13 protein-coding genes are annotated in these 12,941 nt (G+C 50.4%); 4 read left to right on the top strand and 9 right to left on the bottom strand.

Features of this window, described 5'->3' with window-relative positions:
* Nucleotides 1-186: 186 nt before the first annotated feature.
* Nucleotides 187-1,686 (top strand): MFS transporter, encoded by a 1,500-nt coding sequence (locus tag EPA93_RS47185; RefSeq protein WP_129894215.1) that lies wholly within the window; start codon nucleotides 187-189, stop codon nucleotides 1,684-1,686.
* Between the two features lie 78 nt (nucleotides 1,687-1,764).
* Here EPA93_RS47185 and EPA93_RS47180 read toward each other — a convergent pair whose 3' ends face one another.
* The 3 genes from EPA93_RS47180 to EPA93_RS47170 all read right to left on the bottom strand — a co-directional run bounded on the left by EPA93_RS47180 (nucleotide 1,765) and on the right by EPA93_RS47170 (nucleotide 4,988).
* The gene (locus tag EPA93_RS47180) at nucleotides 1,765-2,550 is read right to left on the bottom strand and encodes a class I SAM-dependent methyltransferase (protein WP_129894214.1); all 786 of its coding nucleotides are present in this window, start codon (nucleotides 2,548-2,550) and stop codon (nucleotides 1,765-1,767) included.
* 131 nt (nucleotides 2,551-2,681) lie between these two features.
* Entirely contained in the window at nucleotides 2,682-3,572 is an 891-nt protein-coding gene (locus EPA93_RS47175; RefSeq protein WP_129894213.1) for a class I SAM-dependent methyltransferase, read from the bottom strand.
* 417 nt (nucleotides 3,573-3,989) lie between these two features.
* Nucleotides 3,990-4,988: a pentapeptide repeat-containing protein gene (locus EPA93_RS47170; RefSeq protein ID WP_129894212.1), complete on the bottom strand. Its 999-nt coding sequence runs from the start codon at nucleotides 4,986-4,988 to the stop codon at nucleotides 3,990-3,992.
* 400 nt (nucleotides 4,989-5,388) lie between these two features.
* Between EPA93_RS47170 and EPA93_RS47165 the strand changes: the two genes are divergently transcribed.
* Nucleotides 5,389-5,952, top strand: coding sequence for a Dps family protein (locus tag EPA93_RS47165; RefSeq protein ID WP_129894211.1), 564 nt, complete (start codon nucleotides 5,389-5,391; stop codon nucleotides 5,950-5,952).
* Between the two features lie 218 nt (nucleotides 5,953-6,170).
* On the opposite strand, the gene EPA93_RS47160 is transcribed toward EPA93_RS47165, so the two are convergent.
* The 4 genes from EPA93_RS47160 to EPA93_RS47145 form a co-directional block, all read right to left on the bottom strand.
* On the bottom strand, nucleotides 6,171-6,788 hold the full coding sequence (locus tag EPA93_RS47160) for a COG4315 family predicted lipoprotein (protein ID WP_129894210.1): 618 nt from the start codon (nucleotides 6,786-6,788) through the stop codon (nucleotides 6,171-6,173).
* A gap of 352 nt (nucleotides 6,789-7,140) precedes the next feature.
* A complete protein-coding gene (locus tag EPA93_RS47155; RefSeq protein ID WP_129894209.1) occupies nucleotides 7,141-7,605 on the bottom strand; it encodes an ester cyclase in 465 nt (154 codons plus the stop codon).
* A gap of 4 nt (nucleotides 7,606-7,609) precedes the next feature.
* On the bottom strand, nucleotides 7,610-8,176 hold the full coding sequence (locus EPA93_RS47150) for a PadR family transcriptional regulator (protein ID WP_129894208.1): 567 nt from the start codon (nucleotides 8,174-8,176) through the stop codon (nucleotides 7,610-7,612).
* A 207-nt stretch (nucleotides 8,177-8,383) separates the two neighbouring features.
* Nucleotides 8,384-9,310 (bottom strand): class I SAM-dependent methyltransferase, encoded by a 927-nt coding sequence (locus EPA93_RS47145; protein ID WP_129894207.1) that lies wholly within the window; start codon nucleotides 9,308-9,310, stop codon nucleotides 8,384-8,386.
* A 146-nt stretch (nucleotides 9,311-9,456) separates the two neighbouring features.
* Here EPA93_RS47145 and EPA93_RS47140 point away from each other — a divergent pair, with 146 nt between their 5' ends.
* On the top strand, nucleotides 9,457-9,999 hold the full coding sequence (locus EPA93_RS47140) for a helix-turn-helix domain-containing protein (protein WP_129894206.1): 543 nt from the start codon (nucleotides 9,457-9,459) through the stop codon (nucleotides 9,997-9,999).
* 139 nt (nucleotides 10,000-10,138) lie between these two features.
* Here EPA93_RS47140 and EPA93_RS47135 read toward each other — a convergent pair whose 3' ends face one another.
* Together EPA93_RS47135 and EPA93_RS47130 are read right to left on the bottom strand one after the other, a co-directional pair.
* On the bottom strand, nucleotides 10,139-10,585 hold the full coding sequence (locus EPA93_RS47135; protein ID WP_207229384.1) for an ester cyclase: 447 nt from the start codon (nucleotides 10,583-10,585) through the stop codon (nucleotides 10,139-10,141).
* A gap of 187 nt (nucleotides 10,586-10,772) precedes the next feature.
* Complete coding sequence (locus EPA93_RS47130; protein WP_129894205.1) at nucleotides 10,773-11,591, bottom strand: serine/threonine protein kinase; 819 nt, start codon at nucleotides 11,589-11,591, stop codon at nucleotides 10,773-10,775.
* Nucleotides 11,592-12,196: 605 nt separating this feature from the next.
* Here EPA93_RS47130 and EPA93_RS47125 point away from each other — a divergent pair.
* Nucleotides 12,197-12,940 carry a Clp protease N-terminal domain-containing protein gene (locus EPA93_RS47125; RefSeq protein WP_165423868.1) on the top strand — a complete coding sequence of 248 codons (744 nt, stop codon included), beginning with the start codon at nucleotides 12,197-12,199 and terminating at the stop codon, nucleotides 12,938-12,940.
* The last annotated feature ends 1 nt before the right edge of the window (nucleotide 12,941 follow it).

Here is a 12,941-nt window from a genome sequence, read left to right as displayed (position 1 = left end):
TCCCAGTGGTACGAGGCAACCTTCCTGCACTTCTCTCTTTGAAATATTACGTGAAACATGGAGCATAAAATTACAGCGTATAAGTGGACTGTACTTTTGGACAACTTACATTTTACTAAATCATAGACATATAATTTGTACAACAAGATAGATTGTACAACCTCTGCAGGTAAAGGATGCAAATTCATGAAGAAGCCCGCTTACAAGTGGATTGCGTTGACCGTCACGACAATTGGTTCGCTCATGGCCGCCATCGATACAACTATCGTTATTCTAGCGCTGCCCAATATGCTCCAGGATCTGCATTCTGATCTTGTTCGCATGACCTGGGTTATCATGGGCTACCTGATGGTAAATACAGTCTTTCAGCTTACCTTCGGGCGCTTTGCAGATATGTTTGGCCGGGTCAGGCTTTACAATCTTGGCTTTGTTATTTTTACCCTTGGTTCTGTGCTCTGTGGCTTTTCGGCTAGTGATACGATGCTTATCGGAGCACGTGTGCTTCAAGGAGCAGGCGGAGCAATGCTTTCGGCCAATTCGATGGCCATCATCACAGAGGTCTTTCCGCCGGAGCAGCGTGGCCAGGCTATGGGAATTAATTCTATTACCTGGGGGGCCGGCAGCGTTTTGGGGCCGGTCCTTGGCGGCTTTATTTTAGCGGTGGCAAGCTGGCGCTGGATCTTCCTTGTAAATCTCCCCATTGGGATTATCGGGACGCTGGCCGCCTATCTGCTCCTGCACGATATCGCGCCCAACCCACGTGGCGAACGCTTTGATCTATTGGGAGCACTTCTTTTCTGCGTTGGCTTGATTTGCCTCTTACTCGGCTTGATGAGTAGCATTGGGGCTGGCTGGTTCTCGCCCATGGTGCTTTCGCTCTTTGCAGTTACCATCATTGCCTTTGTGGCCTTTATTTTATGGGAGCGACACACGCCAAATCCGATCCTTGACTTACATCTCTTCGATAATCGCGTCTATGCTTTCTCGGTGGCAGCAGCAACGCTGCAATCTCTGGCTATGTTTGCCGTGAACTTTCTGCTGATCTTTTATCTACAAGGGGTACGCGGCTACGATGCGCTAAGTGCGGCCTTTCTCATTCTGCCCTTGCCCCTCTTCACTTCATTGATCTCACCCTTTGGGGGACGCTGGGCCGATCACGATCGTTTCAAAGGTGCAACACCAGCCTCGGTCGGCCTCGTCATTCAGGCCCTCGCCCTGGTCGTCCTGATCTTTCTCACGCCAACTACTACATATATTATTCTCGCTCTGGCCCTTACGCTGATGGGCTTAGGCGGAGCGCTATTCTGGTCACCCAACACCAGCACGACGATGGGCGCGGCACCTCGTACGCGCCTGGGCGTTGCATCGGCAACTTTAAATACAATGCGCAACGTGGGCATGATCTGTAGCTTTGCCCTCGCTCTGGCTGTAGCTGCCTCCTCAATGCCTCCCCAATTGGTAAATGCTGTCTTCCTTGGTACGGTTGGCCATTTACAGGCCTCGATCTCGCGCGCCTTTACAGATGGCATGAGCCATGCTTTTCTAGCTTCTGTGCTGATCTGCGTGCTAGCCATCATCTTTTCGGTTGTGCGTGAGAGCAAGCATGCACAAAGCACGGCCACAATAGCGCCCCAGGTGCGCTCGGCAGCTTCGAGCGTTAAGCAAAGCGATAGCCCTCACGACTAAAGGCTGATTTGCAAGCGGAGGTCGGTGCTTATCTCGACCTCCAGTTTCTTCCTGGCGCGCCAAGCCTTTATTGAAAGATTAAGGCTTCTGTGGAAAGCCCCAGATAACCCGTGCGCCAACCTGGAAGGTGATCGTGCCCGTGCGGTAGGCTTGCTGAAGCAGCTTGCGCGCCTCCCTATCAAAGGCGGCGGCCCGTTCCTGTCCCATGCGCTCGCGGGAGAAGCCGACGCGCGAATGGTAGGATTCTATATAGTCATCGATGGATTGCGCAAATGCTTCGGCACTGGTCTTGCGCTCGCCCACTTTTTGAAACAGGTTTTGCTTTTCCAACCCAAGCTGCTGCGCATAGTATTTATCGGTTCTATAGTGGGGCAGAAGCTCGCTGAGTATGGACCAGGGATCTGGCTCGGCCCAGCGCTCGACCAGGGCCAGATATCCGCCTTTTGCAAGGATTTGCTGAAAGCGGGGCATGATGAGTGACCAATCCAGCCAATGAATGCTGTCGCCGGCCGTGATCAAAGTATATGGCGGATCGAGCTCTACCTCCTCAATCCGCCCGTGCAACCAGTGCAAACGAGGATGGTCGCCGTTGGGCAACTGCTTCCCCTTTTGAATCATCTGTAGCGACACGTCTACGGCATCCACGCGCTCGACCAGCGCAACCAGATTGCGCGCGATATCGCCGCGCCCACAGCCAACGTCGAGGACTTTGGCACGCTGTGCTCCTGCCAGTTCATCAAGGATGCTGAAGAGTTCGCCTGGATAGGCATGACGATAGCGATAAGCTTCTACGACGCTTTGATCTTTAAAGGCTTCCGCATACCCTCGATATTCGGCAGCCATCTGTTCAGGGCTTTGTGCCATCGATAACTTGACTCCTTCTACGCTATTCTCTCGTTCCCGCTTGCTAAGCAACTTTCTTCCTGGAACGCTACTGGCTTATCAGGGCCTGGCATGAAGGTCGAATTGCTCCGACCTTGGCGCGCGCAAGATCCTCAATTATCGCCATTTTCGCGTGCTGCCTTGCGGGCCCAGATGCGTTGGAGAAAGATAGCTGCGCAAAAATCAGGTGCCTGCATTTCTTTGATAGCGCGCTGACGCAACGCCTCAAGCGCATCCTGGCTCTCTCCAGTCAAGCGCTCAAGAAATGGCTTCATGAGATTGTAGGAGATAGCCCAGTTCTGGGTCATTTCGGCATAGGCCGGCGCCCCATAGGAATAGTCGAGCAACAAGGGCTCGCGCCGAACCCCGCTAAAGCCAACCTCTTTGAGCAAATAGGGATACATAGGCACAATGCCGCAATGTTCGCCAGCTCGGGTAAAACAAAAGTCAGCTTTCTGCAGAGCGCTCATAAATAAGCTCATCAAGCGCGAGAGGGAAGGGCTGTTCGAACTTCCTACGTCGTCGCTCTCCACACCTACAAATATACCACCTGGCTTGAGCACGCGATAGCATTCACGCAACAATTGTCTCCACAGGATTGGCGAGAGAAAGCTGCTTACGATGCGCGCGTGGGCCAGATCAAAGCTAGCGTCGGCATAGACTAACGATCGCGTTGCATCCATGACTCTAAAGTGCGCATTAGGTATTCCATCCTTCTGAGCCAGAGAACGAGCATGCTGTGTCATCGCTTTGGATATATCGATCCCGCTTATCTGCGTATCGGGATGTAGCTTTGCCAGCGCAAGCACCCATTCACCCGGACCACAACCAATATCCAGCACGGATTGACCATCATCAAGCTCTATCTCAGCCGGCAGCAGACCTATGGTAATAGTAATGGCCCGCGCCTGGCGGGCCAGACGAGCCATCTCGGCCACATTCTCTACATCGATCGGATAGCGTGTTTCTTGCGGGATATCTTGAGCAGTAAGTTCTTCTTCCATTTTTCTTATGTATCGCTTTCTCAATATTTGTTCATGTAGTCTTAATTAATCTTTTTAACCCTATTGTAAAAATAGCATATTACTGAGAAATTTGCGAGTGTTTGTCTCTTATACTATTATTTGCGAGCATTTGTCCTACTATACTATTATTTGCAGTTATTTTCATAACAATTAGCGCTATCTATCCAAAATCCTGCTTATAATAGCTCTAATCAGCCTACGGCTCTGCCCCTTCTACAGCAACACACAGCAGGCAAGATAAAGTTATGCAAAGCTTGCTTACCTGGATCTTCCAAATCAACGATAGCCGAGGTTGCTGTTACCCCGCGCTCTCTGCCTCGATTTAGGGCTGATGGTAGAGCTTGATGCATCTATAATTTCTGTCATATGCTCATACTGTTGAACTGCAAAGAGGCCTTATATGTCTATCTTTATATTACCAAGATTGACGCCACGTGTCGAAGCTTCGAGCAGAAAGACCCAGTTGAATTTGGCCCCCCGCAGATCCGCTTCCTGCAGATCTGCGCTAGAGAGATCTACTTCCTCAAGGTTAGCGCCCCTCAGATCGGCTCCGCTCAAGCGAACATCCACAAGCTCTGAGCCCCTTAAGTCAGCTCCATGTAAGCAAGCTCCGCTCAAATCCACGTTTCTCAAGCTGGCTCCTCTCAGATCCGCTCCGCCTAAATTAGCAGCACGCAGCCACACTTTACTCAAATGGGTAGATCTCAGCTTCGCACCTGAAAGATTTGCCCTTTTTAGCTGGCAAAAGGTCAGGTTGGCTGCGCTCAGATTAGCTTCCTTCATGAGGGCATCATCTAGATCCATCTGGCTCAGCTTGGCTTCCGACAAATCTACTCTACTGAAATTTGCCATGGGATCGAACCCGGTGTGGCTCATACACAGATCAGCTCCGCGTAAACAAGCTCCCTGCAGATCTATCCCTCCCACATTGACTTGTTGTAATTTAGCGCCGCTCAGGTCAGCTTCGCGCAAATCAACCCTTATCATATACCCTCCCTCAATCTGGACATGAGACAAGTTGGCTCGGCTCAAATTGGCGTCACGTAATCGAGGCGAAATAAAAATCGCTTCTCCCAAATCGACTCCCGAGAAATCCGCTCTATCGAAATGGACATGGCTGAGGCGAGCGCCATGCAAATTGGCACCCCTGAATCTGGCAGCCCTGAAATCAATCGCGGGGATAACCCGTGGAGATGTGTCCCACATAGATACTTTCCAATTAGTGCCATCTAGCTCCAGACCGCTCAGATCCATACCACATAAATCGGCTCCGCTCAGGTCAATCGGAGAAACATATTGAATGATAGTATGATCTGGGATTGCAATAAATTCTTTATGCCAGGCATTCCAGGCCTCCACTCCTTGTTTAAGGATCGCTAATTGTTTGAGGTGCATAACTAGATATTTCCTTTGCTTTCGGCAAGAACTACTTTTCTATCCTCTTCCAATAGCTGCATTCCTACCCGGAAATCCGGTACCTCTCACACACTCACTTACCGCTTCACGCAGTATCGCCAGGCCAGGGGATAGCTTAATCTTTATCCACAATTTATAAGCATCCCCCAATACATGTAACCTTTGCGTTCAGGTCTGCGTGTTAAGAGCGGAACCATTAAGGCCGCAAAGACGACGGGGATGCGTCTCCGCAGCATAAAACAGCTCAAGCGGTACCTGATTAAGCTCTGTTTGAATAAAGAGGGCGCTCACAATCTTCTCACCCAGCACCGTTAACAGTTTGTTCGGGCGAAGGAATTGTAACTGTTCACCATACACCTGAACGAGGAGGATAGTATATATGACTACTAAGCAAAGGACTCACACCACGACGACGACAAGTACCCAGGTTAAGACCTTTCCTGCTCCTGCGCAGTTAGCCACGGTAACCGATCTAACGCCGCAAGAGGTACAGGCCGTAACGAATGCTGTGAATCCGCTGATTGCTGATGCCTTCGCGCTTTATGTCAAAACGAAGAACTTCCACTGGCATATGTCCGGCTCGCATTTCCGCGACTATCATTTGCTGCTCGACGAGCAGGCTGACGCGCTGCTAGATTCGGTTGATGTAATGGCCGAGCGCATCCGGCGCGTAGGTGGCACGACGATTCGCAGCGTTACTCACATCAGTGAGTTGCAGACCATCGAGGATGATAACCGGGAATATGTTTCGCCTGGCGATATGATGCGTCAGCTTGTGGATGACGATAACCATATCGCTAAGTCTCTACGCGACGCAATTGAGGTCTGCGAGAAGAATCGCGATACGCCTACCAGCAATCTGCTACAGGATATCCTCGATAAGGTAGAAAGAAATAAGTGGTTCATGTTTGAGGTCTGCCAGGGCATGAATAATACGCAATAGCCCGGCGGGCAGAAACCGTATTTCGCTGTGCAGACTCCAGCACACATCAACTGCACGGCGGGATTGCGAGTGGTAGAGGGTGGTTGCGAGACCCGCCCTCTACTTTTTTGCTTCCTTTGGACGTATACGAGGCTGCTCAAGGACAAAGCCAGACTAGCCCTGCTCCCCGCCTTTCTCTGATTGGGCAAGAAGCGACGAAGCATGCTTGTTCTTCTCAGTTAAAGGCCAACAGGATCGTCAGGAACGGCGGGCTGCCAGGGATCATTATCAGCCCTGCTTCCATTGGAATCGCCAGGCGCTTTATCCTTCACGCTTGTATAGAGGACGTATCCCTGATACATGACGACCCGATTCCCCAGCGCGTCACTTCCTACACTCAATTTACCAGGAAGCTTTACCGCGGATGTAGGCTCTCCCGTGCCTTTGAAGAGCAGGGGATGCCAGATCTTCGCACAAGCGCCGTCACAGGTAAAGCCGCTTGCCCCACGCAAAAAGTGAGTGTAAAGGGTGAAACCTTGTGGTGTGGTCAAAACGTCTAGCGTGCTTCCAACAGCCTGATGGGATGGGATTTTTCTTACCGTTACGTCAAATGTAGACGAACCATTATTCGATGCCTGCGTTGGCGCCGCCGGTGTAGTTGCCGTGGGCTGGCTGGCTCCATCGGCTGGTGTGGTTGTAGCCTGGTTACTCGTTGTTGTAGGAGTGCTCTGGCTGGTTGCTGTAGATGTTGTGGGCAGAGTTTGTGTATCTGTTGCAGGCGTTGAGCCGCAGGCAGTCAGTATTCCAGCTATCAGGAGCGTACATAGCATACTCAAAATAAAGGTTTTCTGACGCATTTCTAACAATATCTCCTTATAATATCAATCATTAAGAGGATTAGATTATAATAGCAGGTGCATGAGGCTAGTTGCTTATGTCACAGATCTCCAATCCTCTATGAAATAAGTATAGAGAAAATATAGAGTATGTCTGTGAAAAGGTTCATTGACACATATCGACTTAATATGCTTATATTAAAATCTTTAGTCGGAAATATACGTAGTATAGAATCTATGGGATAAAGTTACAGCAGAGCTAGTTTTCCACCAACCAGGCCTCAGCTTCTTTCTTCACCTCCATGAAGGATATGGCACGCCTCTCCAGTCGCGCAGGCAAAAGTAGAGGCGTACAACCGGGCGAATCGCTTGCTTAGCGCGCATAAGATGAGGAAGCGGCTCCCTGGGAACCATGAAAGCTCACGGCTCCAATCTGGAGCAACATCCCCAGGTCGTCGCGTCTCGCGCGATGTTCGGCGACTTTCCCATCGATCAGGCGGAACAAATGCACTTGTTCAGAAGAGATATTTTTTCCTGTCGGAGCCACTTGCATAAACGGCCCGGTATGCTTACCAGTCATCAGCGCGCGCACCACCACCTTTTCCCCTGCAGCAATAACTTCCTGGATCTCGAAGTGCAGATCGGAGAAAGCATCTCGCAGCCACTTGATAGAAGCTGCTAATTCTTCTGGCCCACGCCGTTGTGCTCGCTCCTCCTCATCATCGAGCGCTTCATGATTCAGGTACTCGGGGGCGATCACGGCTTCTGCTAGAGTGAAATCGCCAGTATTGAAGGCTTCAAACAACTGCTGGATTACGTGGATATTCTGTTCGGACATAGGGTTACTCCTTTTGTTGTGGAAGCTGATCGAGCTGTTCGATCAGCGGCTGTACTTCCTCATGCCAACGTAATTCGCTTTCCAGGTGGACCTCTGCATGACGCATAAGGGCTTCCTCAACTGCTCCCAAACGGCCTTGCGCTTTGAGTTGCTGGCGGTCTGCAACCAGGCTTTCAAGCTGTGCGCTCAGACGCGCCATACGTCGCGCAATAAGTTTGCGCCTCTCATCAGCGGGGAGCGCATCGGCTACGAGCAGAGCCACGTCAAATGGACCAAGGGCAAAATCCGCCTGTTGGAGCGCGGCTTCCAGTAAAATGCCTAACTCCTTGCGTCCCTCGGCGGTGATAGAGTAAACCGTACGCGCCGGAAACCGGCCAGCCTGTTCGGTATGGGAGGGCTGAATCAAGCCCTCTTCTTCAAGGCGGTGCAAGGCACCATATAATGCTCCAGGTCTGATCCCGGCCCATTGCTCAACATCGCGCAGCTCAGCTTCTCGCCGAATCTGGTGGCCATGCATCTGACCACGCGCAAGCATGCCAAGCACTAGTAAACGTGAGAGTGAAATCATCATTTTCTCCACAAGAGTACTCTCGTGAGAGTAGTATAATGTGAGTAGCTAAAATTGTCAAGTCGAGAAAGTTGTAGCGGTAGAGGGCGAGTCTGATATCGCCCTCTACTTTTTTATGCTACCCTCTCAGATCTGTTCCCTACCCTCGCCTTTAGCCTTTGGATCTGCGAGTATACTATTAAAGTAGGGAGCAGGCCCTTATCAGCTTACTTACGATTCAAGAGAGGATACTGTAGAACGAGAGGATACTGTAACCACTGGTAGCACCCCGCAGAACGATTTATCCGCAACCTCTTGCCTTACTTGCGCGATTACATTATCAAGATCGGAGGCAGCGATGACTCCCGAGCGCACAAGAAATGGGCGCACAATCTCGCAGCAGACAAAGGCCTGTTCCCGGAACGCTTCATATCCCTCTTTGCCGTAGGAAATATCAATATAATCGGTCCTTTCCTCGATAATGCGATAGCCAGCGGCCCGCAACCAATACGACATCCACACGCCTATACCTATCGATAAGCTGAAACTTGCGGAGAAGGCTCGACCCTGGGACTGCAGGGCGCAAAGTATGAGGTTTTCCAGACAGTCACAGCCGCACGAACTTGTCAGCGGGAGCTCGCACTCGCGCCAGACAAATTTACTGCCCCGCTTTCCCAGCTTTCCCAGGCTCGTGATCAAGTGGTCAAACTCGTGAAAGAGGATATCCCCTACCACAAAGCGCATATGGATCAGATCAAAGGTGCGCCCGGCAAACGTTTCGGGCCACAATTTGCGTATATCTTGCACAAGAAAGACTGGCACATTAGAACCGGTAGCCGTGCAGAGCGCTTGCGCCTGCGCAACGACGCGCGGGTTGTGGTCGATCGCGGTAATGTGCAGGCGCGGATAGAGCTTGATCATTTCGTGAGCCCAGCAGCCCAGGCCACAGGCCACTTCAAGCACGCGCTCCACCCGTGTCATATCGAGTGAAGCAGGCAGCGGGCCATGCAGTAGTCTGCTCAAGCTGTCCTGCTGTTGTATGAGACGCATAACTTCTCTTTCGCCGATGTAGGGATAGAGCGGAGCCGGCGTAATCTGTTCGAATGCTTGCTGAGAATTATCGTGAGGAGTGGGCGCTGAAGAGTCGCTAATGGACATGTTGATTTCCCCTTTTCCTGGCAAAAACACTACCTACATAGTCAACAAAATTGTTCCGATAAGTAGTATAGCACAATCTAACATATTTTAAAAGTTGTTATAAAAATCACCTTTATTAAAACATGTTGCAAACCTAAACTTAGTGCATGGATGATATACTTCCTCTCCCAGATCTGCCAGACTACGTAGATATTAAAGAAGCGGCAAAATTTTTAAACGTAGCCGAATATAGCATTCATCGCTACATTCAGGCAAGACGTCTCGAAGCCTATCAGGTTGGAAACAAAATCCTGATTAAGAGAGATTCGCTTGAGCAGTTCAAGCCGGCGCAGACAGGGCGGCCTCGTAAGCATGCTCTTGGCTGGCGTATTTCTCCTGACAAAAGCACAATTTATGTGACCTACATCCGCGTGCAGATCCACGTTGGCAAACAAGAGCAGCTTGAAAACATGTTAGCAGCAATCAGGACCGAAGAGAGACACCTATTTACCGGGACGATGGAGCGCTATATCAGCATTGATGATAAAGATCCGGCGGGAGTAACGATCCAACTGGTATGGCGAGGGAGCAGCCTGCCAGGCGATAGCACACGTGCGCAAGAGCTGGTAGCCTTCAAACAAGAGCTGGAAGATGTGCTAGATTGGAGCACGGCCCACGAGAGCACCGAGAAAGTCTTGATCCATACCTGATAAGTTTGCGGCCAAGTTCACGAGCCAAGGAAGTTGGGGCAAGCCGTATTATACCTGCCCCAGCGAGCATTGAGGCAACTTTCCTAAAGCTCAGCCATGGAAATGCCACGCGCCTGAAGATCCTGCAGGCAAGCAAAACCTACGGCGCTGCCCGGCTGCTTTGAGCAGATGTGGAGGTAACACCCAATTGCCGCATAAAAGCTGACATATCTTTCTCTGCCCAGTGCTCAACGATCTTACCATTAGCGATGCGGTGAATAACAATTGCCGATAGTGTCAGCTCATTGCCAGTTGGAGCAATTCCAGGTGTAGAACCTGTATGTGTCCCATGTCCTGTTAAGCGTGTCACCACCTTATCACCTTCTGCAATCATATCCTCTATCTGATGATACCCTGGCGTAGCATCCCAGAGCATCTTGAATGCCATTTTGAGGCCTTCACGCCCAGGAGGAACTGGCAAGGAGGGTTGGACATGATCGATAAAATTTTCAGCCACAAGTTCATCCAGCACCTCTATATTGCCTTTATCGATCTCCTCAAAGAAACGACGTATCAGCGCCTTATTCTCTTCTGCAGATATGAGCAATCCCCCTTCTTTGAAGTTAAAAACGCATAAGGAAACGAGCTAGAGATCTATTACGCAATTAGAGACGTTGGCAGCCTGCTATGTGGATATTTCATTGGGGATCTCTCGGCAAGATAAGTAAGCGCTGCTACAAGGGGCTGCCAGGAAGCGTGATATGAACATACGCTTAACAGCTACCTGACTACAGCTATATGCCCGGATTCGAAAGGCTCTCGCGCGCAGCCTGCTCAAAGGCAAAGGCGAAGCTATTGATGCGGGCAAAGCGGTTCTTAGGATCTTTAGAGAGGGCTATCATCACCACTTCCTCAAGGAGAGAAGAGAGGGCCGGAATCTTCTCGCGCAGTGACGCCGGTGTACCCTTCATTTGTTGCTCAAAGACCTCAGTAGGAGCGCCGGTAAATGGTGGAGCGCCCATAAGCCACTCATAGATGATCAGGCCCAGCACATATTGATCACTCAAGGCCTGAGCGCGCCCCATGATCTGTTCCGGAGCCATATAGCGCAGCGCGGACGGCGACAACGAAGGAAGCAAAGAACCACGGATCTCGGTCGGGCCAAAGTCGCTCAACAGAACAGAGCCCTCTTCATCTAGCAAGATATTCTCGGGCTTCAAGCGTTGATGCACAATATTGAGATCATGAGCGTACTGCAGCGCCTTAGCTATCTGCTTTACATAGGTAACCATCGATTTAAGCGGCATGCTCTTCACATCCTGCAGCCACTGGCGAATAGAGCCACAGGCAGCATAAGCCATCACGCAAAAAGGAGCATTATTTTGCTCCCCAAAATCGTGGACCGAAATGATATGAGCATGATCCATGCGCGCCATCGTGCGTATAGACTCATTAAACAATCTATGCACGTTGCTATTCGCGTGCGGATTCAGAACCTTAATGGCAACCTGAGTCTGGAGGTGAGGATCTTCGGCAAGATAGACCTCAGAAAAGTCGCCGCGTCCCAACAGTTTGATAGGGCGATATTTACCAATCCATCGACTTATTTGCATAATATCCGGCCTACCACCCTTTCCTTCTGGTTCTCAACATTTTGGCTGATCGCAAGCCTCACTTACCAGGTTTTTCCGGTGCTATACCCAAAATACCATTGTAGAGGCAATACTTGCCATCGCCTGTAGATTTGCCCGTCCATATACACACTTAATTAACGCACTGTGCATGCTTTTTCAGACCTCAACCTCTTTTTCCCTCTCACCATGAGAGAAGACGAAAAATAATTGCACAAGGAGCTAGCTACACTGTAGATGAGTAGGCTACGCCTGTCAAGAGTGGAGAAAGCGATATAGAGCGTATTACTATATTCACCAGCAAAAGCGGTCACTTCCAATCTCTTCTTTAATAAGAACTTTATAGATAGGCAAGAGTAGACCACCCCAGAGATACCCCAAAGTCTTTTTCTAGTTTCTTTAAAAAGATCGCCTGGCCTCATACAAAACCAATTGAGCACTAATACCAGAATCTCCCCACTTTTAGAGTTAAGGCATTTCACACTTGACTTCGCTCTATATGCTCACTATACTTGAGACAGTAACGTAACTGAATTACGTTACAATTGAGTTACGCTTTTGGGCACATACAATCAAAGGAGATGATTATGTCGGATTCACTCACCTCTTACTCTTTGGAACAGCTAGATCCGGCTACTCAGGCCGTTCTAGCGCAGGCCGAGATCGAAGCAAGAGCATTTGAGCACAACTACATCGGAACTGAACATCTTCTGCTCGCCCTCTTAGCCAGTCAGGAAAACTTCGGCACGCGCGTTCTACAAACCCTCGGCGTTTCCTACTCTCGCGCCCAGAAAGCCTTAGAGCATATTGACCGTCAGCATGCGCAGAAAGGCGAACCGCCGACAGAACAACCCATTGGGCTTACGTCGCGTGCTGTCGCCGCCGTCACCCTGGCCAGGAGCGAAACAAATGGTATGCGTTTGCCTCTTATCACTCCCGAGTTGTTGCTGATAGGGATAATCCGTGAAGGTGAAGGGATTGGTGCCGGGATTTTGCGCTCGCTAGGAGCTGATTTGGAAAAAGTTCGCGCTCAGATTTACGCTCATCTGGTCAGGGCTGGCAAAGCCAGTGATGTAAGTCCAGTCAAGGGGAACGTGATTACCTGCCGCATTAACGATCAGGATCTTGCAGCCATCGACGCCCTGGTAGAGGCTGGTGTCAGAACCACACGTAGTGAGGCTGCTGCCTGGCTCATCCATGTTGGTATCGACGCCAACAAGGCTTTATTCGATACGGTCTACGGAACGGTTGCCGAAATTCGCCGCTTGCGCGTCATTGCACAATCGCTGGCACAAGACGTAACATCCTCTTCTTCTGAGGAGAAAGGCTGAG

The sequence above is a fragment of the Ktedonosporobacter rubrisoli genome, assembly GCF_004208415.1.
Taxonomy (GTDB): domain Bacteria; phylum Chloroflexota; class Ktedonobacteria; order Ktedonobacterales; family Ktedonobacteraceae; genus Ktedonosporobacter; species Ktedonosporobacter rubrisoli.
The sequence above is the reverse complement of the archived record's forward strand: the minus strand, read 5'-3'. Positions and strand labels throughout refer to the sequence as shown.